Source organism: Thermosipho globiformans (assembly GCF_003990895.1).
In the GTDB taxonomy this organism is placed as follows: domain Bacteria; phylum Thermotogota; class Thermotogae; order Thermotogales; family Fervidobacteriaceae; genus Thermosipho; species Thermosipho japonicus.
Genome location: NZ_BHXD01000004.1, coordinates 1 through 21,741, shown reverse-complemented (window position 1 = coordinate 21,741; position 21,741 = coordinate 1). Strand labels below are relative to the sequence as shown.

Here is a 21,741-nt window from a genome sequence, read left to right as displayed (position 1 = left end):
TAGAAGAATGTCAAAAAACATTCCATTAAAAGAAACCATTAAAGAGTATATTCTCTCAACAATAGGAGTTATACTAACTGCTCTTGGACTTGTTATATTTTTAATCCCAAACAATATAGCAGCTGGTGGTGCTTCAGGTCTTGCTATAATTTTACATTCGATTATTCCATTATCCGTTGGAGTATGGATGTATATTTTAAATGGAATTCTATTTTTAATTGCCTTTTTAATAATTGGTTTTGATTTTAGTTATAAAACAATATACTGTACATTTTTATTAAACTTTTTTATTGACCTTTTTGATAGAATTATTCATATTCCTACATACAATGGAGGAGACTTGATTCTTGCGGTATTTTTTGGAGATATTTTAACAGCAATTGGTATGGCAATAACCTTTTCACAAAATGCTTCTACAGGTGGTACTGACATACTTGCAAAGATTTTTAATAAATTCTTTTCAACACCAATGGGGACAACGTTGCTTGTAATAGACTTTACAATTGGTTTCTTTGCAGGTGTTGCTTTCAATCCAAAAATTGGTATGTACTCAATTCTTGCAATTATTATAAACGGTATTACAATTGACTTTGTCCTCAAAGGTTTAGAACTTGCAATAACAGTTACAATAATCTCAGATAATAATAAACCAATCGAAGAATTTATCTTAACAAACATGGGTAGAGGATTTACATATCTTAAAGGAAAAGGTGGTTTTACCAAAAAAGATAGAGACATCATCTTTGTCTCCATTAGAAGAAGAGAGCTTGGAGAATTAATAAATTTTGTTAAAAAGGTGGATCCTAACGCTTTTATGATAGTAAACGAATCAAGATATGTTCTAGGAGAAGGCTTCAAAAGAAATCTGTGAGGTGAGAGTATGAAAGCCTTAATGATCATTGACATGCAAAATGACTTTGCAAAAAAAGGTGGGGCACTTTACTTTGAAGGAGCAGAAAAAGTTATACCAAAAATCACTGATTTAATAAAAGAGTCAAAAAGCAAAAATTTACCAATAATATTAACACAAGATTGGCACGATGAAAATGACAAAGAATTTGAAATTTGGCCAAAACATTGTATAAAAAATACAGCTGGTGCTATGATTGTAAGCGAAATACAAGAATTATTAAATGACTACAACAACGTTTACTATATTAAAAAAACAAGATATTCTGCCTTTTATAAGACAGATCTTGAAAAAATATTAGAAAATCTTTCAATAGATGAAGTTGACGTTGTTGGCCTAGTTAGTAATATTTGTGTTCTATTCACAGTTGAAGAATTAAGAAACAGGGATATAAAAGTAAACTTATACAAAGATGGAACCGACTCATACGATAAGCAGTTACATAACGCTGCACTAAAAATAATGTCTCAAGTTTTACAGGCAAAGATTTTATAAAACTAGGAGGATTCGATGGAAAAAAACATTAAAATTGTAACAAGCATTGCTGTCGTAGTAAATACATTTCTTGCTGCTTTAAAAGTAATCATAGGTTTCTTATTTAACAGTATGGCTGTTTTAGCAGATGGGATTGACAGTGCTACAGATATTTTAACAGCATCAATTGTTTACTTTGCAACAAGACTTTCTTCAAAACCACCAGACAAACTACATCCATACGGACATAGAAAGATAGAAAACATTGGTGCAAAAATCATTTCATTCATTGTTTTTTATGCGGGTATTTCACTTTTAATAGAAAGTATCAAAAGATTAGTTACACATAATTACAATTTAATACAAGGAATAATTCCAATAACCGTAACACTTATATCAGTTATCTTTAAGACATTTTTGTTTATAATAGAATATAGAATTGGCAAAAAATACAACAGACCTTCATTAATAGCAGAAGCGTTAAATATGAGAAATGATATACTCCTTTCATCAATCGTGCTTTTTGGAATACTTTTAAACAAAATTGGTCTTTCTTTCATGGATCCTTTGGTTGGAATGATAATGTCTGTTATAATTATTAAAGTAGCGTTTGAAATCTTCAGTGAAAACGCTGTTGCACTCCTTGATGGAATTAAAAAAGACGAAGAGTGGATTTACGATGAAATAATCAATCTATGTAATGAATGTGAAGGTGTTAAAAATCCACATAAGATAAGAATTAGGAAAATTGGAGAATGTTTCGACATTGATATGGATATAGAAGTTGATCCTAAAATGAATGTTCAAAAATCTCATGAACTTACTTTATGTATAAAAAATAAAATAAAAAAACTTTTGAATGATAAAGTCTATGATGTTGTCATTCATGTTGAACCTTATCAAAATGTTGAAAATGAACCTTACGGTATCGGGGGGGAAAATGAAAAGTAAAGCTGTAGTCTTAATTTTATTATTTATAAGTATCATCGGATTTTCAGTAACAAAAGATGAAATAATAAATCTTTCCAAAGAAAATCCAAAAGAAGCTTGGAAACTTTACCTTGAATATGTGCTTGATAATCCAACTAATACTTCTCTTGAAACAATGGGAAAAGAATTAAAAACTAAAATTTCCCTAATGTATGATCCTAAACTTTCATTTTTAATCAAGCAGGATATAAAAGAACTTAAAAATTTTTTAAAGAATACAACACCAAGTGCGACAGAAGTAGAAATAATTTTTCAACTTTTTCCACAAATAAATGAAATATCTAAAAATACACTTGAAAAACCTGAGTATGACACTTTTCTTGATAATATAATTTTTCTAAAAATAGCAAATCCAGAAATTGATGAAAAAATAAGTGCTCAAAACCTTACAAATTTTTTTCTAAAATATCCTACTATGTTAACATATGACGTTATAAATATTCTATCCCAAAAAGACTTTTCAAAGGATCTTGGGTACAACATACTAAAATATATCGTAGATAACATTGAAAACTTTGAAGAAACTCAATATCCAATTCTTAACAGAATAGTAGAATTTGCAGAAAAAATTGGAGGAACATTTAGTTCAAAATATTTAAGTGATCTTAAAAAGTATGTAGAATTAAGTAATATCTTAAATGAAACATCTGAAAATATAGATATAAATAAAGCAAAATTAACGATAGAAAATCTTTCAATTAAAAAATATATTCTATCATCAAAACTAGAAAACATTTTAAATAATACACAAAAAGCCAATGTTAAAGACTCTTCTCAAAAAACAAGTACATCCCAAAATTCTAGTAATAATAAAAATTACATAATGATACTACTCTTAGTAATTCTTGCAATAATTGTTTTTTCATTTAAAATAGTAAGATTTTATCTTTTTTACATACTAGGGCTGAAAAAAATGGCAGCAAAAGTATATAAAAAAATTGTCGATAAGGATCCATTAAACGAAGAAAAGCATTTAAAGCTTGCGCAGTTATATGAAGAAGCTGGAATGTATGACAAAGCATTGGAAGAGTATAACATACTAAAGAGGATAAAAATATAAAACAACCGAAGGCAAATGCCTTCGGTTTTTTTTATAATTCAACATTTTTCAAGTATTTTGCCGCATCTTCAGGTGGAACAGGATTGATATAGAATCCTGAACCCCATTCAAAGCCTGCTACTCTCGTGAGTCTTGGCATTATTTCAACATGCCAATGATAATAGATCTTTCCTTCCTCGTAAGTTGGAGACGTATGAATTACAAAGTTATATGGTGGGTTATCAAGAACTTTATAAATTCTCTTCAAAGTATTTCTCAAAATAATCGCAAATGTTTTTACTTGGCTGTCTTCAATCTTTCCAAAATCATGAGAGTGAACCTTTGGAGCAATCCATACCTCAAATGGGAATCTTGAAGCATATGGTGCAAAAGCAATAAAATCCTCATTTTCTTCAACAATCCTACGATTTTCTATTTTTTCTTGAGAGATCATATCACAAAATACACATCTTTCCTTATAATCATAATAATCTTTTGCTCCATTCAATTCCTCTAATACCCTTTTTGGAACACTTGGAATTGCAATTATTTGACTATGTGGGTGTGGAAGTGAGGCCCCACCAAGTGCGCCATGATTTTTAAATATCAATATATACTTTAATCTTTTATCTTCTCTAAGTTGTCTAAACCTTTTTACATATGCCCAAACAACTTCTTCTGCCTGTTTGTCATCATACAATGCAAAAGTACTGTTATGCTCTGGTGTTTCAACTACTACTTCATGATATCCAAAACCAGCCATTGCATCATACATACCATGTCCATATTTTTCGATTTCTATATCTGGATTAACCGCTGGAAACTTATTTGGAACAACTCTTACCCACCAACCTGGAGAATTAGGTTCTGTATTTTCTGGTCTAAAAGCAAAAATTTCTGGTGGTGTGGTGTGCTCATTTCCATAATCAAAGGGACAAAAGCCACCTTTTGCTTCTTCCTTTGGAACTGTAAAATCATGAGGTCTTTTTGCACGTTCAGTTGCAATAATAACCCATCTTCTTACAACTGGATCTTTTCTATATTCTGGCATATCTAAATCCTCCCTTAACGCCTTTTATTCAAAGCTTTATTATATATCTTCACGTATTCATTTGCCGATCTTTCCCACGATAAATCTGTTTTCATAGCATTTTCAATCAATTTTTTCCAGTGACCTTTTTTGTTTTTGAAAAAGTCAACTGCCCTTGCAACTGCCTTTAGTAAGTACGCTGAATCATATTCCTTAAAACCGAATCCATTTCCTTTCATAGTTTCTTCATCATATTCCATAACCGTATCTGCAAGACCTCCGGTATACCTGACAACTGGAATAGTACCATACCTTAAACTATACATTTGGCCAAGACCACATGGTTCATACCTTGATGGCATTAAAAACATATCGCTTGAAGCATAAATTTTTTGAGCAAGTACTATATCAAATGTAATGTTTGCAGACATTTTATCTGGAAATTCCTTTTCAATCTCTTTGAACATTTCTTCATACTTTTTATCGCCTGTTCCAAGAAGTACAAATTGAACATCCATATTTAAAATGTATCTTAATACTTCAGATAAGATATCTAATCCTTTTTGATCCACAAGCCTTGTAATCATTCCAATAACTGGAACGTCATTAGTTTGTGGAAGATTCAATTCTTTTTGAAGCATTCTCTTGTTTTCATATTTTTTCTCGATCTCTTGTAAGCTATAATTTACATAAATTCTTTTATCTGTTTCAGGGTTATATTCATCATAATCTATACCATTTAATATTCCATACAAATCAGAACTTCTAAGTCTTAATACACCATCTAACTTTTCACCATATTCTTTAGTTTGAATTTCTTGTGCATAAGTTGGGCTTACAGTGTTAATAACATCAGAGAACAAAATTCCACCCTTTAAGAAATTAATTTTTCCATAAAACTCAATACCATCAATGTTATATAGATAATCAGGCAATCCTGAAAATTTCATATATGAGCTATCAAAAATTCCTTGATAGCCAAGGTTATGTATTGTTAATAGTACAACAGTCTTTGAGAAAAACTCATCATCTTTATACAACGTCTTCAAATACACCGGCACCAATCCCGTTTGCCAATCATTTATATGTAAAACATCAACTTTTTCCCCGAGCGTTTTTAATGTTTCAAAAACTGCTGCTGAAAAGTATATTGCCTGTTCTGCCAGATCAGGCCCTTCATATACTTGCTCTGCAGAAAAATAGTAATCATTTCCAATAAGATAGACAGGAATTTGTGTTCCAGGTATAAATGTTTGATAAATATCAAATTTTTCTTCCGTTTTTAAATATGGAACACTAATACCTTCTTTTATCTTTCTTAGACTATATGAAAACTTTTCTGCATTTTTTTCTACGATCTTATGCTTTGGCATTATAACAATTGGTTCAACTGAGAATTTTTTAAGGTATTTTGGTAAAGCCCCTACAACGTCAGCAAGTCCCCCTACTTTAGCAAATGGATATACTTCATAAGAAACAAGCGCAACCTTCACGGTTTTCACCTCCAATTTTCCAAAAACACCCCACTATCGTGAGTTAAAACCAAATAATCACATTTATTAACCATTTCTCTAACAAATCTCGCACAATCATCATCTCTTAACATTCTCATTATATCATAAAACTCTACTCTAGTCATAACAATATCTCCTGCAAAAAACACCTTTCCCATATTTTCTGTATCTACCACAAAAGAACAATGCTCCTTTGAATGCCAGGGCGTATGATACACATTAATTTTATCAAATAATATATCACCATCCTTAAATGTTTGGAACGCATTCCAAGAATCTATAATCATCTTGTATTGCTTTCCAACTATCATACCAAATTTCTCATAATTCTTCTTTAAAAAGTTTTCATGCAAATGAACTGTAGCATTTTTAAAAAAGATAGAGTTATAAGCATGGTCAAGATGAAAGTGGGTAAGTACAACATCTGTAATATCCTCTGTCTTTAAATTTCTTTTTTTCAATTCCTCTTCTAAAATTGAATGAGTTACATAATCTCCAGGTTCTATAAGGATTTTTCTATCACCATCTTCAAGCAACACAATAGTAGAAAATGTTGCTTTTGCTCTGCCTGGAACACTAATTATTCCACCCTCAAGTAGTATATCCATTTTCATAGCATGTTCCCCTCCTTTTTCTAAATCAAACCATATCTTTCCATCTTGTAGTACAAAGTCCTTAGGCTTATACCTAACTTTTTTGCTGTCAAATTTCTATCACCTTTATTTTCTCTTAATGCAGCTTCTATAACCTTTCTTTCAAAATCTTCTACAAGTGATTTTAAAGACCCCTCATACTTAGTTTGATTAGTATTTTCCAAAAAAAGTGTCGGAAAATGTCTTTTATCTAAAACATTTTCAGTAATTGACATATTAATTATTGCTCTGCCTATAACATTTTCTAGCTCTCTAACATTCCCAGGCCAATCATATGATTTTAGATATGAAATAGCATTATCAGTAATTTTTGTAATATGTCTTCTATACTGATTGCTTATCTTCTTAACAAAATGATTTGCAAGTTCATCAATATCCTCTTTTCTCTCACGAAGCGGTGGAATAAATATTGGAAAGACATTAAGTCTATAGTAAAGATCTGACAAAAATTCTCTTTTTTTAAGCATTTGCTCTAAATCCATATTTGTAGATGCAATTATTCTTACATTTACCTTTTTAATTCTATTTGAACCAACCGGAATAAATTCACCACTTTCAATAAACCTAACAATTTTTGCCTGTAACGAAAGTGGCATCTTACCAATTTCATCTAAAAATAATGTGCCACCATCTGCTTCCTCAATAAGCCCAACCTTTTCTCCTTTTGTACCCATAAAGGCATCTTCTATATATCCAAACAATTCAACTTCAAGCATATTTTCAGGAATTGCTGCACAATTAACGGTGACAAACGGTTTCTCAGATCTATTACTTGCGTTGTGAATTGCATGTGCAAATAACTCTTTACCAGTTCCACTTTCCCCCCTAAGTAATACCGTTGCAGGGGTCTTGGCAACCTTTCTAGCTTGCTCCTTTGCTATTAGCATTTTTTCACTTTGCCCAATAATATCATCAAAGGTGTACTTTGCCTTTATATGCCTTATATACCTTTTTACAGCTTCAAGTTCTTTGGTCAAATTTAAAATCTCAGAAACATCATGAACAACAGCAACACTCCCACGAAATTCACCTTTAACAAACAGTGGTAAAGCATTCACTATAACTTCTCTTTTGGAAGGGTAAACCTTTAATCTTGCGTTATAAATTGGCTTTTTAGTTTTAGAAATCATCATATGAATACTTTCACCTTCAGCAATATCTACTGTTGCAGGTTTTCCTATAACATCTTCAGGTTTTAATCCCGTAATTTTGGTATAAGCTTTATTTACTAAAACCACATTTCCATTTTCATCAGCAACTGATATTGCATCATATGTAGAATCAATTATTGCCTTCAGCCTTGCCTCAATTTGATGAAGGTTAGTAATTTCCTCTGCAAGTTTTCTCATACTAGTTATATCTCTAAATACCGCAACGGCACCAACAACATTATCATTTTCATCTTTTAAAGGCATTCTAGAAGTAATAATTATGTTATTTCCAACATTTTGTACCTCATCAACCTCTGGAATACCGGTTCTTACTACTATATGAAGTCTTGTATTTGGAATAACTTCAACCACGTGTTTACCTAAAAATCCATCTTTCAAATTTAAAAGACGCACGGCCATCTTGTTTATATACAAGATCCGTGCGTCACTATCAACTATTATTACACCTTCAATAATAGACTCTAAAACCGTTCTATAAAACTTCATTAATTCCATAATTATTCACCAATAACCTTCACAACTACTCTTTTTCTTCTCTGTCCATCATATTCGGCGTAAAAGATTTGCTCCCAAGGTCCAAGATCAAGTTTCCCATTTGTGACAGGTAATACTACCTGATGGTGTGTCAAAATTCTTTTTAAATGCGCATCTCCATTATCTTCACCTGTCCAATGGTGGTTATAATCTCCAACTGGCGCGAGTTTTTCAAGCCACTCCCATATATCTTTGTGCAAACCTGACTCATCATCATTTACAATTATACCAGCAGTTATATGCATTGCCGATACAAGACAAAGTCCCTCTTTTATACCGCTTTTTTTAACAATCTCCTCAATAGTATCTGTAATCCTAATTAGTTCTTTCCTTCTTTTAGTATTAAACCAGAGATATTCTGTATAACTCTTCATTTAAGTCCCCACCTTTCCATTGATATTTCTAAAATTTTCGAAATTAAATCATCATATTCATATCCTGCAGCTTTTGCCATTTTTGTTATATCTGAATATACTGGAACAAGCTGAGGAGCTGAATTAACTTCCAAGAAGTATATCTCATTGCCTCTAACTCTAACATCCATTCTTGCATAATCTCTAAGATTTAATACTCTAAAAAGCTTTTTGGCATAAAATTCAAGTTTTTCCTTTACATCATTTGAAATTCTTGCAGGACATATATAATTAGTCATCTCACCATAATTATGCTTTACATTGTAAGAATAAAATCTTTCAAGTCCTTCTGGCAGGGTCGAAAAATCTATCTCCAAAATTGGCAAAACTTCCAATTTATCTCCATTTCCTATTATACCAACACTTAACTCTGTACCATCAATAAATTCTTCTACAAGTGCTGGTTGTTTAAACTCTCCATGTATATACTTTACCATTTTTTGTAGATCTTTTAAATTGTTAACCACGCTATCTTTTGAAATGCCACGTGCACTTCCTTCACGTGGTGGCTTTACTATAAAGGTACCATTATCTATTTTTTCTGGAATTTGTCCCATATCATATACATAAAATCTTGGTGTTGGGATATTATAATGCTGCATAATTATCTTAGTAGTTATCTTATCAAGGCACAATGAATGTGAATATGCGTTTGAAGAAGTGTATGGTATATTTAACAAATCTAGGAGAGCAGGAACATGAACTTGTATTGTTTCTTTTCCACCCTTATTTGATAGATTAAACACAAAATCAAAACCTTTTATTTTATTGATAAAATTCTCATCAAATTGTACTACTTCACATTCATATTTTTTAGACACTGCATTTTTTACTGCCTCAACCATTTTCTTTTCTTCATCGTTGATATTCTTATCGCAAACAATTGCTATCTTCACATTCCCGCCTCCTTTCTTATAATATTCAACCTCTTTTCTTCAGTAAGTATTTTACCATTTTCATCCACCGCATAACATGCTCCATCTATAATTTGTGTTTCAAACCTTCCTCTTGCAACTGACATACCTTTTAATCCTGGAGCATCTAAAATTCCAAGCTTTACTGCATTATATATTACTTCAGGTTCTATTAAAGGATCATCAAATCCTTTTCCAATTTGCTTAATTGCATCAATTATCATCATAGCTTCATTCTTTAGCACTTCTACTCTATTTCTAATCGATTTGTCTTCCAGAAAATCGGGAAGGCCATTCATTGCGTTCCTCATCGCCTGTTTTACCATTTTTATACTTTCTATGATTTCTTTGCTGGTAGCACGCCTTATTGCTTCTGAATAAGAAACCACATGAATTATGTCAGGCTTTAAATACATTCCATAAAACATGGTGCTTACAAGCTGTCCCATTGCAGAATATTCATCAGCAGGGAATGATAAAAGTCCAGTTCTTATCATAGTATACGAAGTAAAGGTTTCATCCTCCAAAGCTTCAACTAATTGCTTTTTTGCAATCTGCTTTGCAAGATCAAATTTTGGTGAAAGACCTGGTGGTGTACTCAACATATATTGTGCAACATAATGTCTTACTCCTAACTTTTTGGCATTGTATGCTGCAAGATAAAACGTTGCAACTTCCATTGCATCATGTGCATACCTCAATGACCATTGGTGAGCTTCATTTATTTCTACTGAGACATTATTTTTAGCATTCCATTTTATCGCTTCTTGATTTTCTCTTATGGCATCAAGTAAAGGTCTATCGGATCTTCTATCAAGATCGGAATACCATGTTAAAGGTATAGCTGCCCATGCGTTATTAATCGTTTCTTTAAGCAATTTAGAAAATTCAACCAAATTTCTTGTCCCAGAATAACATCTCATTAGTGGGTAATTGCCTGTTCTTGAGGCATTATAGAGTCTAATAAAATCTTCTTTCGTTCTAATTGGTGCCCCACCAGCACCGTCTTGTTTTCTATCCATCTTTTCAGGTTCAAAAAAATACTGCTGACAATTTTGGTCAGGTGCAAGTGAAATAATATCAAGCAGGCCAGATTCTGCAAGAATTCTTATATGTTTTTCCGTTTCTTCAAGGCTTGCAAGCCCTATATGATGCCTAATAAGAGGATAAGGTCTTTTGTAAATTATCCTCTCAGGTAAAAATTGTGGAGGTATTTCTTTTTGGCCTTTATCGTTCTTTGCATTCCTGAGCCACAAAATAACTTCATCTATGTCTTCTGAGCCATCAAAAACTTTGGAAATAAACTCAAATTTTCTTGCAACAGCTGCCGTTTCAACTGTTCCACCAAATATGTAAACCTTATCAAGTAAATTCTTTTCTTTTATCATTTTATAAAACTCATTTAAAAGCTTTTCAAGTGCTTTTGGATCAAGTCTATATGAAATAGCAACTATATCAGGATCACTCTCTACAATTGCACCAACAAATTTCTCTAAAGGAACTGCCCCGCCAAGGTAAATTGACTTATAGCCTTCTTTTTCTGCAAGCTTTAAAAAATTCAAGACCCCAGCAACATGTACACAGCTGCCTATTGAACCACCTAAAATTTTCTTCACCATTTCACACCCCCTTGTATATCAGATTCTTTATCTCATCAAGGCTTAATTTACTAATTCCTAAACGTTCCAAGGTTCTACCTTCTCTATAAAAATCACGTCCCATCATTATTGAAGATAGGTAAATAATCGAATCTATCGCAGGAGTATTTATACCTAATTTTTTTGCCATTTCAGATATTGGAACAAGACTCATAGGAACATCTTCAAATATATATCTATTTTGAAGACTCGGTGGTGCTATAATTCCTTGATAGCCAGCATTGTTATGTATAGCTTCATACAAATTATTACCCAAAACATCGTATGCATAATTTAACCAATCTTTTGCCGTCATTGGCTCAATTCCAAGCGTTCTTGCAACAGAACACCTTTCAGCATCTATCTTTTCTAGAACCCTTGCAACTGAAGGAGTAATTCCTTCAAGATAAAATTCAAACTTTCCAAACGTGCTTTCAACCCGTCCAGAGTTAAGAATAAGGGTTGCTGGATGAAAAACCGCACCAATGTTATTAAAACTAGTATAAATTATAGAATCCACTACCTGAAACTCGGGGACTATATCTTCAATAACCTTCTTCAATTTTTCATTCTTTGTCGATGGAATCGCAGAAATTGGAACAGCATTTTTAACCCTAAATATGTGAGAAACTCCAGGATTGGAAGTTCTAGAGGCAAAAAGAAAGGTCTGAGTTTCTGCTATTATAACATCTTTATCTACCTGATTCTTTTTAAATATGTTATAAAATTCAAGTGCACCAAACGTTCTACCTGGATTTAAGATAAAAATTTGACCATCTTTTACATATTTTGAAACTTTTTCTGCAATATCTGCATGTGCAAAAGCAGGAACAACGATCATTACTAATTCTGCATCTTTTAAAGCTTCTTCCAAGTTATTTGTAACATTCTTTATTTTTACGCTACCAGTAATTTCACCTTCCAATTTTATAACCCTAGATTTGATAAAGGATGAAATTCTTTTTAAGCTTCTGTTATATAAAGTAACAGCAAATCCCCTCATAGCTAAAAAACCAGCTAGAGCAAGTCCTCCGTTTCCTGCTCCAATAACTGTGATGTTCATTTTTATCCCCCCTAAATATAAATTCACTTTAACAATTAATACATCAATTCAGGATCTACAACTGTTTTTGGAAAGCCTTTTTTCAGGAATGATTCTATATTTTCAAATAGATCATCTATTCTTCCTCGCTGACCCTCTATTGTAAATCCTCCAACGTGCGGAGAAAAAACAACATTTTTGAACATATGAAATGGGAAATTAAAAGGTAAGACAACTTGCTCATCTTTTGAAGGATACTTATACCAGACATCAGATGCAAAACCTCTTAATATCTTATCTTCAAGCACCTTAAAAAGCGCATATTCATCTATCAATTCTCCTCTTCCAACATTTATTAAAAACTTTCCTCTCATTTTTTCAAGCATATTTTCATCGATAATTTTGTAAGTCTTTTCAGTCAAAGGTAGTGCAAGATATATTACCTGTGCATCTGATATTGCTTCTTCTATTGAAGTTACAATCCTATCAAATCCTGCTATTTGTTCTTTGCTTCTTTTAAAACCTGTTATATGACAATCAAAACCTTTTAAAAGCTTTGCAAGATGTCTTCCAATAACTCCAGTTCCAAGTATCGCTACTTTTCTTCCTTGAAGCGAGTACCAATAATCCTCTTCTTTAAATCCTACAGCAAATCCATGCCATATTCCCTTTTCAAGGTCGCTGTGAAATTCTACTATTCTTCCAAGAAGGGCAAGGGATAAAGATAGCGCACGTTCAGCTACCATTTTTCCGTTACCGTGTGAATTTGAAACAATTATATTTCTTTCTTTTATCTTTTTCCACGGAAGTTTATCTGCACCGGTCCAAGGAATAAAAATAGCTTTTAAATTTTTTGCTTTATCTACTTGCTCTTCACTTAAATGTCCAGTAATTATTATTTCTACATCTTCTAGGACATTATCTATATCTTTTGGAGTATACCAATCAATCTCATTAAATTCTTCCATCTTTTTTCTAAAATAATCAGTTATCTTTGTTAAAACAAGTGCCTTCACATTATCACCCCTTGAGTATAAATCCTATATCATTTAAATTAGTTCCCGTTGGCCCAGTTATTAGAAGATCTCCAGAAAGTTTTAAGGCATTATAGGTATCGTTATTTAAAAGAAATTCATATGGATCATCCGAAAATTTTCTGACCTTTGAGATAGTTTCACCATCAACAATTGCACCTGCAGCATCTGTTGGACCGTCCGTTCCATCTGTTCCAACACTTGCAATGACAACATCTTTCATATTTTCTATTTCAAGTGCTGCTGAATAACACAGCTCTTGATTTCTACCACCTTTTCCATTCCCTTTTACCTTTACAACCGTTTCTCCACCAAAAATAATACAATATGGTGTTTTTAATTTACTACTTTTTGCTATACTTGCAATAAATTTTCCGGCTTCTTTTGCCTCACAATCAAGTCTTGTAGTTAAAACAAGTGTGTTTAAATTATACTTTCTTGCATGTTTCTCTAGAATATCACATGCTATATCAATACTTCCAATTATGTAATGCTCTACATCAATTTGCCTGTTGACTTTTACATCTTTTTTTAAAGCATTAATTATATTTTCATTAAAATCTAATTTGTACTTTTTAATTATTTTGTCAACATCTTCAAAGCTACTACATGTTTCATAAGTTGGACCGGATGCAATGTATCTTAAATCATTTTCAAGTACATCTGATAAAACTAATGTAATTACCTTTGATCTAACAAAATTTAAAAACCTTCCACCTTTTACCTTTGAAAGTCTTGAGCGAATAGTATTTATCTCCTTAATATCTGCACCACTTTTTAATAGCTGCGTCGTTACATCTTTTAAATCATCCAATGAAAGTCCATCTTGCAATAGCTCAAAAGTAGATGAACCTCCACCAGATATTAGAAACAATAGGATATCATCTTTTGATAATTTTGAAAATTTTTCAACGGCAAATTTTGTAGCAGAAAGTGAGTTTTCATCTGGTAGGGGGTGTCCTGCTTCAAATATATCAAAATTTTCAATATTTCCAAAATTATATCCATATTTTGTTATAACTATTCCATACTCTATATCCAATACATTATTTGCAGCCTTTGCCATCTTCCATGCTGCTTTTCCAATTGAAAGAACATATACTTTCTTATCAACCCTTAGCTCTTTTAACTTTTCTTTTACTAGTTTTTCAGGTTGGATATCATCTAAAGTATCAAAAATCAGCTTTTTGGCTAAAGTTTTAAGCTCCATATGAATCATCTACCATACTTATATTTCTTAATGAATTCCTCTTTTTTCCAATTTGATAAAGCCTCTTAACTAGTTTAACCTTTTCAGGATCTTCATCATCCAAATTTTTGTTATTTAATAGCTTATCTAATATCCTATCAAGAGTAGAATAATCAAGCCCAAATATTTCCTCATCGCTAAGTCCTGGAATTAAATCTGGTGAAGCTGGTTTCATAATTATTTTTTCAGGAACATTCAATTCTTTTGCAAGCTCGTATACCTGAGTTTTATAAAGATGCAAAATTGGTTCAATATCTGTTGAATCATCTCCCCACTTTACATACAATCCTGTTAAAAATTCTGTTTTATTAGTAGTTCCAACAACAGCGTAATTTCTTCTTTCTGCCTCTTTATATAGATAAACCATTCTCACTCTATGTTTTGCCCTATAGTAGCTTATACCTTTTAAAAACTCTTCATCTTCAATTCCTTCTATATCAAATTCAAAAGGATTGCCTTTTTCTTTATACTTTTGCCATCTTTTCTTTGCAAAATTTTCTTTTACCTTCCATGGCACAAAAAATACTGGTGGATAATACTTGTATATCCCAAGTCCTCGAAGAATTTTTGTAATATTCTTTATTTCATATTCAACCCCAAAGTGTTTGCAAACAAGAACTGCATCTTTTACTGAATCTTTAGGACTATCTCTTTCAGGTAAAATAAAACACTTTATCTTATTTCTATCAAACGCTTTTACAAGAAGTGCTAAAACTACAGCAGAATCAAGTCCCCCACTAACTCCAAGAACTACTCCTCTAAAATTGTATTGTGCAACTGTCTTTCTTAAAAAATTAACAATCTTTTCACTATTCGTCGTAAACATCCTTTCCCCTCAATTTTGCAATTTCCTTTAATAACTTTTTCTCAGAGCGAGATACTCTTTTTGGAATTTCTACTTTGACCTTTAAAATCAAATCTCCTCTTCTTCCCGTTCTCATATCTGGTACTCCTTCTCCATATACATAAATGTTTTCTCCATCTTGAACTCCAGATGGAATCTTAACTTCTTTAACTCTACCATCTGGCATCTTAATTTTCACTTTGGTTCCAAGTATCGCTTCGACATAATCTATTTTTATCTCTTTAATTAAATCATTCCCACGCCTTTCAAAGTCAATATGTCCTGTAATTCTTACATTTACATATAAATCGCCATATCCACCACCGTTATACCCAGCATTACCTTTGCCTTGAACTCTAATAACGGTTCCGTTGTCAACTCCAGCTGGAATTTTTACTTCCACTCTATGTCTTTTTCTTATTCTTCCACTGCCACCACATACATGACATGTCTCTCCAGGTATCTTTCCTGTACCACCACATTGATTACATGTGTATTGGTTTACAATAACTCCCAGAAACGTTCTTCTTTCTTCTCTAACTACCCCTGTTCCATGACATTTCGGACAGCTTACCCATCCACTTCCTGGCTCTACCCCTTCACCATTACAATGATTACATACCTCATATCTATCGTATTCAATTGGAATAGTTGTTCCTGTAAATACCTGTTCAAAAGGTACATCAACGGTTATATTTATATCTTCCCCGCGTTTTGCTCTTCTTTGTTTTTGTCTTGAAGATGTTCTTTGATCACCAAAGAATATGTTAAATATATCGTTATTAATAAAATCACCAAAGTCTTTGAATATATCTTCAAAACCACCAAAACCACCAAAGCCACCAAAACCGCCTCCACTACCAGCGTTTGGTGGGACATCACCTACATATCCGAACCTATCGTACATTGCTCTTTTTTCAGGATCAGAAAGAACTTCGTATGCTTCTTGTATTTCTTTAAATTTTTCTTCCGCTTCTTTTCTATTTTGATGATTTCTATCTGGATGCCATTTTTTTATTAATTGTTTATATGCCTGCCTTATTTCTTCTTGAGACGCATTTCTTGAAACACCTAGAATCTCATAATAGTCTTTTTTGGCCATATAGTTCACCTCCTAGGCTTAATCGAGACCTTCACCTTCACAGGTTTTAGAACTCGTCCATTGAATTTGTAACCATCTTCTACAATTTCAACAATTGAATATTCTTCTTTTTCTTCATCCTCAACTCTTTCTACAGCCTCATGCTCAAACGGGTCGAATTTATCTCCAACTTTAATTTCCTGCAAACCAAGTCCTTCTAGTATTTTAAATAAGTTTTTGTATATAATTTCCATTCCTTTGAAAAATTGTGTTTTCTTAGTCTCATCATCAACATTTTTAAATGCCCTTTTAAAATCATCAATTATAGGAACTAATTTTTCAACAATTCTACCAATTGTTGAAATAGAAATTTGTTCCTTTTCCCTTGTAACATCTTTTTTATAATTTTCAAATTGAGATTTTAAAATTCTAGCGTAATTTTCAAATTCTTTTAACTGGTTTTCAAGTTCTTCAATCTTTTTTGATTGTTCATCAATTATTTTCTCTAAATCTTTTTCCTTTTCTTTCTTTTCTTTATTAGCATCCTCTTTAACATTTTCAACTTTTTCATTTTCAATCATTTTTTCTTTTTTAATTTCCTTTTTTTCCATATCTTCCACCTCCATTATTCAACATTTCTTGCAACAACAGTAAAGTATTCAGTTAATCTATTCACAACATATTCCACGCTATCGAATACTCTGTTGTAATCACTAAATTTATCAAAAATAACAGCTATTTTTCCAACTTCTCTGTTAAAGACAAAGTAAGGCATTATCAAAATTGAATATTGCTCGAAGTTTTTAATATTATGCTCTTTTCCAATGAATACTCCTTCTCCAAGTTCAAAAATCTTAGAATAATATTCTTCATTCGTTGAAAATCTAACAATCTCTTTTAATTTGTCTTCATCGAATCTTTTTGCATTAACAAGATTAAAAACACCCTCTGTTATATATTCTTCATACTTTTCAGAAGCTATCTTTTCTGAAAGTTCAATAAATTCCTTCAACCTTCCTCCAACCCATGAAAATCTTTCAACAACCTCTTTCAGCTTAGCCCTAAATTCACTAAGCAAAATTCCATCAAGGCTTTTGTTTAAAAATTCTTCAATTTCTTGGATATTGTAAATTTCTGAATGCTGAATTGGAAGGACTGATGTAAGTCCAAGCTCGGTAATTATATTAACAATGGAAAAGTTTTTAGTTACCGGTGTTAAAACAACTCTTCGAATTCTTAAATACATAGGATTAGGTTTTTCAATTATAACGAAAGCTTTAACTGTAGTCGCAAGTAGCTTTGCGGCACCTTGAATAATCTTATCCAAGTCACCTATTGGAAAATCTATACTGACATCCATAGAACTTCCTGATTTTTTTGTTTCTTTTCTAAGTTTTAATATTTCATTTACGTAAAATCTTAAACCTTTATCTGTCGGAACTCTTCCCGCAGAAGTATGTGGCTGAAATACGTATCCAAGATAATCTAACTTCCTCATATCATTTCTTACAGTTGCACCACTCCACTCAAGATTTGTAGACTCTAAAATCTTTTGAGAACTTACCGGGGCTCCAGATTTTACATATTCTCTTACAAGACAATATAAAATCTGCTCTTGTCTTGTAGACAATTCTTTCATTTTCTCACCCCACTTATCAGCTATCTTATCACTCTATCTTTTTGTCTGATAATAGTATATCACAAAACGATTTTACAGTCAAATAAAATAAAGGCTCCATATTTGGAGCCCAAATTTTTAAAAATATTACCTATATTTAATTTACTGCTTTATCTTTTGTCTCTACTCCCAATACAAGAGTTATAACTGCTGCAAATATTGCAAATAAAGAAACAAACGAAAGGGCCGCAACTATAGATTTGTCAACAAAATAACCGGTAAAGTATGGTGCAATAATTCCTGCTATTCTTGCAGTTGCACCTGCAACACCATTTGCAGTTCCTCTAAACGAAGTTGGAAACAGCTCGGGAGTATATGCGTACACAAGTCCCCAAACTCCCAAAGTGAAAAATGAAAGAACCAATACTATAAACAGAAAGCTCAAATTGCCAGTTGCGAGTAACAAAAGGAAAGAAGATAAACCCATACCCATGAAATATGTCGCAAGAGTTTTTTTACGTCCCCACTTTTCAATCAAATAAGCAACAGAAAGATATCCTGGAAGCTGTGCAAGATAGACAAAGAATGTATACCATTTTGCCTTTGTTATAGTTATCCTTAAACTTGCAATAAATATCTTTGGTGCCCATGAAAATAATGCATAATATATAAAACTAACCACAAACCAAGATACAATAACTAAAATAGTTTGTTTTATATGTTCTTTTCTAAAAAGTCCACTGAAAGTTACCTTCACTTTTTCTATCTCTTCAATATTTTCAGGTACTTTGTCAAAAATCTTTTTTAAACCCTCTATCCCTCTTTTTTCAAATATATACTTTGGTGTATCTTTTTTTCTAAAAAATGGGATTAAAGCAAAAATTCCAAGTGAAAAAATATAAAAATCCCATCTCCAGCCTAATTTTTCCCCCAATGTAACTGCAAAAAGCGCTATTAAAATGCTACCAACAGCCCAACTTGCCTCTAATAACACTAAATATCTTCCTCTAAGTCTAATAGATGTATACTCTGACAGATAAGTATTAACTGAGGGTAGCAAACCTCCATATCCAAAGCCAGAAAGAAGTCTAAATACATACGCATTACCAAAAGATTTTGAAAAACCAAATAAAACAGTAAATATTACAGTAACAAGCAAATAAAATATTACACCAGTTTTTCTTCCAAAATAGTCTAGTATAATCCCCGAAAATAATGCACCTAATAACATACCAATAAAAACCGAGCTAATTAAACTACTTGCTTGTACTGTTGTTAAATTCCACTCAGAAATAAGGTTTGGAACAACAAATGGCATTACCATTACACCTGCTGATCCGATTATCCAAAGAATCGAAGTTAAAATCAACAAATTTTTTTGTTCTTTCTTTGAGACAATTAAATCAACCACTTGATCTATCTTCATTTTTCCACCCCCAATAAATATTTACTTATTGCATCCAAAACATCATTCATTATTTTTTTGTTGGGTGCTTCAATAGTATGTATATGAACTCCTCCAGACAATTTTAATAAAGGAGTAGCATTAGAACTCTCCATCAATGCCATAAATTTTGAGATATCATCCATAGTTTCTATATCAAGCCTCCCCTTTATTTCACCATATAGAGGATGCTCAACAATAACATCAATTACCTTCCCACCGGCTCTAACAATTCTTAACAGCTCATCATATATTTCATCTTCACTATGTTTTACCGCAACCATCTTTCTTACCACATCTTTCTTCTTTTCTAAAATATATCCTTCCCGCGTCGAATAAATCTTATATCCTTTTGTCTTTAACACAGATATATCCTGAACGATAACTTGTCTACTTACTTTTAAAATTTCGGCCAAATCCCTTCCTTTAACTGGTTTACTTGAATTTTCCAATATACTTAATATCTTTTTTAATCTTTCTTTCATATCATCACCTCAATACAAGTTTACAAAAATTTACAGCAGATGTCAATTGAATTGTATAAAGCATACATAAAAATATTAAAACTTTTGAAAAACAACTAATTATTTTTTTTTACATGTCGAGAGTGCATCTACTTCCATTTTTAAATGATATACAAAAATCATATATAAATTTTTATCATGTTTTCTTTTGATTTACATAAACCTATATATTATCTTATTTATCTTGCTGCTAATTCTTGTATCATAAAAGCAATTTTTTACCCGATCTCAAACTATCTTGGCTGGACCACTAAATAACATTAGAAAAATTATATTAACAAAACAAAAATTTATTATTAACAATCAAAAATCACAAAAAATATTTTAAGATAAAACGTCATATTAACGCTTTTGTAACTAATTTCGAAAAAACTCTTTTTTACTAGTTTCCTGTTTTTATATTTGTAACTTTTATGTTAACAGATTAAAATTAGACAAATTTTTAGGAGATGTTTCCGAAAATGAAATTAAATGAAAGCTCATAAATTCTAGATTTAACTTACCGTTTACTTCTACTCAATGGTTTTGTTACTTTTTCCTGTTATATTTATTTATGAGGATATTTATAGGGTTTAGAATCTACCTATGAGGAATGAAAACACAAATCTTCGCGAAACTGTAATCGTCCAATTTTATAAATGCGTTTAGAATCTACCTATGAGGAATGAAAACCCTCCCTAATATGGGAATACCTAAATTAGCTTTTAAATTAGTTTAGAATCTACCTATGAGGAATGAAAACAAGCGCCCCACAGATCAAATCCAATCAAAAGTAAAACCCTGGTTTAGAATCTACCTATGAGGAATGAAAACATTAATTGATCGTTGTCAAAATCATCAACATCTAAAGTTTAGAATCTACCTATGAGGAATGAAAACACTTCCCTTCGGCTTCTGCCCATTCCGTGCTCCAAAATTTCATGTTTAGAATCTACCTATGAGGAATGAAAACCCATAATTGGGCTTTCTAAACCCACCGAGGGGCTCGAACCCTCGTTTAGAATCTACCTATGAGGAATGAAAACCCTGTATCCTTTCAGGTTCAAGCGGGTGCCCGCTTCGAACCTTGGTTTAGAATCTACCTATGAGGAATGAAAACAATCGGCCTCCACTAAAGTTTCTAGAAATTCTTCAATTTGTTTTCGTTTAGAATCTACCTATGAGGAATGAAAACATGATTTCATCTTGGTGCTTGTCAATTTCTTCGATTTTGGTTTAGAATCTACCTATGAGGAATGAAAACTTTTTCCTCTAATTCAATAAGCCTTTTCATCATGTTTAGAATCTACCTATGAGGAATGAAAACAAAAATGTAGCTTGAGACGTCTTGCTGCACTCTTAGCTGTTTAGAATCTACCTATGAGGAATGAAAACAAAAAAAAGAAGAGGCCTTAATCGGTCTCCACTAAAGAGTTTAGAATCTACCTATGAGGAATGAAAACTAGAATTGGCATAATTAAGTTCCGTTGGCTTTGACTCGTGTTTAGAATCTACCTATGAGAAATGAAAACTCCATTCTGATAAACATTTATACTGCTCCCCTGAAAAATTGGACAGAGAAAAAAGAGAGAGTATAATTTTTCACGAGGGGGAGTGAAAAGTATGAGAAGAAAGTTTTCTGCTGA

20 protein-coding genes and 1 CRISPR repeat array are annotated in these 21,741 nt (G+C 32.0%); of the genes, 4 read left to right on the top strand and 16 right to left on the bottom strand.

The features are described 5' to 3' along the window. The first annotated feature begins 7 nt into the window (after positions 1-7). The 4 genes from EO083_RS04225 to EO083_RS04210 are packed head-to-tail and all read left to right on the top strand — an operon-like array spanning position 8 to position 3,434. Positions 8-871, top strand: coding sequence for a YitT family protein (locus EO083_RS04225; protein ID WP_126992943.1), 864 nt, complete (start codon positions 8-10; stop codon positions 869-871). A 9-nt stretch (positions 872-880) separates the two neighbouring features. Further along, complete coding sequence (locus tag EO083_RS04220; protein WP_126992942.1) at positions 881-1,405, top strand: cysteine hydrolase family protein; 525 nt, start codon at positions 881-883, stop codon at positions 1,403-1,405. Positions 1,406-1,420: 15 nt separating this feature from the next. Then, positions 1,421-2,335 carry a cation diffusion facilitator family transporter gene (locus EO083_RS04215; RefSeq protein ID WP_126992941.1) on the top strand — a complete coding sequence of 305 codons (915 nt, stop codon included), beginning with the start codon at positions 1,421-1,423 and terminating at the stop codon, positions 2,333-2,335. After that, positions 2,325-3,434 (top strand): tetratricopeptide repeat protein, encoded by a 1,110-nt coding sequence (locus EO083_RS04210; protein WP_126992940.1) that lies wholly within the window; start codon positions 2,325-2,327, stop codon positions 3,432-3,434. The genes EO083_RS04215 and EO083_RS04210 overlap by 11 nt, the downstream gene beginning before the upstream one ends. 31 nt (positions 3,435-3,465) lie before the next feature. On the opposite strand, the gene galT is transcribed toward EO083_RS04210, so the two are convergent. The 16 genes from galT to EO083_RS04130 all read right to left on the bottom strand — a co-directional run bounded on the left by galT (position 3,466) and on the right by EO083_RS04130 (position 20,077). Further along, positions 3,466-4,464: a galactose-1-phosphate uridylyltransferase gene (galT, locus tag EO083_RS04205; RefSeq protein WP_126992939.1), complete on the bottom strand. Its 999-nt coding sequence runs from the start codon at positions 4,462-4,464 to the stop codon at positions 3,466-3,468. Positions 4,465-4,478: 14 nt separating this feature from the next. Beyond that, positions 4,479-5,936 carry a glycogen synthase gene (locus EO083_RS04200; RefSeq protein WP_126992938.1) on the bottom strand — a complete coding sequence of 486 codons (1,458 nt, stop codon included), beginning with the start codon at positions 5,934-5,936 and terminating at the stop codon, positions 4,479-4,481. A 5-nt stretch (positions 5,937-5,941) separates the two neighbouring features. Continuing rightward, positions 5,942-6,571 (bottom strand): MBL fold metallo-hydrolase, encoded by a 630-nt coding sequence (locus EO083_RS04195; RefSeq protein ID WP_126992937.1) that lies wholly within the window; start codon positions 6,569-6,571, stop codon positions 5,942-5,944. Positions 6,572-6,591: 20 nt separating this feature from the next. Beyond that, a complete protein-coding gene (locus EO083_RS04190) occupies positions 6,592-8,277 on the bottom strand; it encodes a sigma-54 interaction domain-containing protein (protein ID WP_126992936.1) in 1,686 nt (561 codons plus the stop codon). A 2-nt stretch (positions 8,278-8,279) separates the two neighbouring features. After that, positions 8,280-8,690 carry a secondary thiamine-phosphate synthase enzyme YjbQ gene (locus EO083_RS04185; protein WP_126992935.1) on the bottom strand — a complete coding sequence of 137 codons (411 nt, stop codon included), beginning with the start codon at positions 8,688-8,690 and terminating at the stop codon, positions 8,280-8,282. Next, positions 8,687-9,625, bottom strand: a complete 939-nt coding sequence (locus EO083_RS04180; RefSeq protein ID WP_126992934.1) for a D-alanine--D-alanine ligase family protein — start codon at positions 9,623-9,625, stop codon at positions 8,687-8,689. The genes EO083_RS04185 and EO083_RS04180 overlap by 4 nt, the downstream gene beginning before the upstream one ends. Continuing rightward, a complete protein-coding gene (locus tag EO083_RS04175; RefSeq protein WP_126992933.1) occupies positions 9,622-11,262 on the bottom strand; it encodes a cobalamin-dependent protein in 1,641 nt (546 codons plus the stop codon). Before EO083_RS04175 ends, EO083_RS04180 begins: the two co-directional genes overlap by 4 nt. 1 nt (position 11,263) lies before the next feature. Continuing rightward, complete coding sequence (locus EO083_RS04170) at positions 11,264-12,343, bottom strand: NAD/NADP octopine/nopaline dehydrogenase family protein (RefSeq protein ID WP_126992932.1); 1,080 nt, start codon at positions 12,341-12,343, stop codon at positions 11,264-11,266. 35 nt (positions 12,344-12,378) lie between these two features. Next, complete coding sequence (locus EO083_RS04165; RefSeq protein ID WP_126992931.1) at positions 12,379-13,338, bottom strand: 2-hydroxyacid dehydrogenase; 960 nt, start codon at positions 13,336-13,338, stop codon at positions 12,379-12,381. Between the two features lie 4 nt (positions 13,339-13,342). Continuing rightward, positions 13,343-14,575, bottom strand: a complete 1,233-nt coding sequence (locus EO083_RS04160; RefSeq protein ID WP_126992930.1) for a glycerate kinase type-2 family protein — start codon at positions 14,573-14,575, stop codon at positions 13,343-13,345. Then, positions 14,556-15,431 carry an NAD(+) synthase gene (gene nadE / locus EO083_RS04155; RefSeq protein ID WP_126992929.1) on the bottom strand — a complete coding sequence of 292 codons (876 nt, stop codon included), beginning with the start codon at positions 15,429-15,431 and terminating at the stop codon, positions 14,556-14,558. Before nadE ends, EO083_RS04160 begins: the two co-directional genes overlap by 20 nt. Beyond that, on the bottom strand, positions 15,415-16,551 hold the full coding sequence (gene dnaJ, locus EO083_RS04150; protein WP_126992928.1) for a molecular chaperone DnaJ: 1,137 nt from the start codon (positions 16,549-16,551) through the stop codon (positions 15,415-15,417). Before dnaJ ends, nadE begins: the two co-directional genes overlap by 17 nt. Positions 16,552-16,556: 5 nt before the next feature. Next, positions 16,557-17,141 (bottom strand): nucleotide exchange factor GrpE, encoded by a 585-nt coding sequence (locus EO083_RS04145; RefSeq protein WP_126992927.1) that lies wholly within the window; start codon positions 17,139-17,141, stop codon positions 16,557-16,559. A 14-nt stretch (positions 17,142-17,155) separates the two neighbouring features. Next, a complete protein-coding gene (hrcA, locus tag EO083_RS04140; RefSeq protein ID WP_241229965.1) occupies positions 17,156-18,169 on the bottom strand; it encodes a heat-inducible transcriptional repressor HrcA in 1,014 nt (337 codons plus the stop codon). A 136-nt stretch (positions 18,170-18,305) separates the two neighbouring features. After that, positions 18,306-19,574 (bottom strand): MFS transporter, encoded by a 1,269-nt coding sequence (locus EO083_RS04135; protein WP_126992925.1) that lies wholly within the window; start codon positions 19,572-19,574, stop codon positions 18,306-18,308. After that, positions 19,571-20,077, bottom strand: coding sequence for a transcription repressor NadR (locus EO083_RS04130; RefSeq protein ID WP_126992924.1), 507 nt, complete (start codon positions 20,075-20,077; stop codon positions 19,571-19,573). The genes EO083_RS04135 and EO083_RS04130 overlap by 4 nt, the downstream gene beginning before the upstream one ends. 609 nt (positions 20,078-20,686) lie before the next feature. Beyond that, positions 20,687-21,627: a CRISPR direct-repeat array (repeat unit 30 nt; unit sequence GTTTAGAATCTACCTATGAGGAATGAAAAC). Between the last annotated feature and the right edge of the window lie 114 nt (positions 21,628-21,741).

Coding starts and splice junctions, on each gene's coding strand:
- EO083_RS04215 (WP_126992941.1), top strand. CDS start 1,421: ATGGAAAAAAACATTAAAATTGTAACAAGCATTGCTGTCGTAGTAAAT.
- hrcA (WP_241229965.1), bottom strand. CDS start 18,169: ATGAAAGAATTGTCTACAAGACAAGAGCAGATTTTATATTGTCTTGTA.
- EO083_RS04210 (WP_126992940.1), top strand. CDS start 2,325: ATGAAAAGTAAAGCTGTAGTCTTAATTTTATTATTTATAAGTATCATC.
- galT (WP_126992939.1), bottom strand. CDS start 4,464: ATGCCAGAATATAGAAAAGATCCAGTTGTAAGAAGATGGGTTATTATT.
- EO083_RS04185 (WP_126992935.1), bottom strand. CDS start 8,690: ATGAAGAGTTATACAGAATATCTCTGGTTTAATACTAAAAGAAGGAAA.
- EO083_RS04195 (WP_126992937.1), bottom strand. CDS start 6,571: ATGAAAATGGATATACTACTTGAGGGTGGAATAATTAGTGTTCCAGGC.
- EO083_RS04190 (WP_126992936.1), bottom strand. CDS start 8,277: ATGGAATTAATGAAGTTTTATAGAACGGTTTTAGAGTCTATTATTGAA.
- EO083_RS04175 (WP_126992933.1), bottom strand. CDS start 11,262: ATGGTGAAGAAAATTTTAGGTGGTTCAATAGGCAGCTGTGTACATGTT.
- EO083_RS04135 (WP_126992925.1), bottom strand. CDS start 19,574: ATGAAGATAGATCAAGTGGTTGATTTAATTGTCTCAAAGAAAGAACAA.
- EO083_RS04220 (WP_126992942.1), top strand. CDS start 881: ATGAAAGCCTTAATGATCATTGACATGCAAAATGACTTTGCAAAAAAA.
- EO083_RS04160 (WP_126992930.1), bottom strand. CDS start 14,575: ATGATTCATATGGAGCTTAAAACTTTAGCCAAAAAGCTGATTTTTGAT.
- nadE (WP_126992929.1), bottom strand. CDS start 15,431: ATGTTTACGACGAATAGTGAAAAGATTGTTAATTTTTTAAGAAAGACA.
- EO083_RS04145 (WP_126992927.1), bottom strand. CDS start 17,141: ATGGAAAAAAAGGAAATTAAAAAAGAAAAAATGATTGAAAATGAAAAA.
- dnaJ (WP_126992928.1), bottom strand. CDS start 16,551: ATGGCCAAAAAAGACTATTATGAGATTCTAGGTGTTTCAAGAAATGCG.
- EO083_RS04170 (WP_126992932.1), bottom strand. CDS start 12,343: ATGAACATCACAGTTATTGGAGCAGGAAACGGAGGACTTGCTCTAGCT.
- EO083_RS04130 (WP_126992924.1), bottom strand. CDS start 20,077: ATGAAAGAAAGATTAAAAAAGATATTAAGTATATTGGAAAATTCAAGT.
- EO083_RS04225 (WP_126992943.1), top strand. CDS start 8: ATGTCAAAAAACATTCCATTAAAAGAAACCATTAAAGAGTATATTCTC.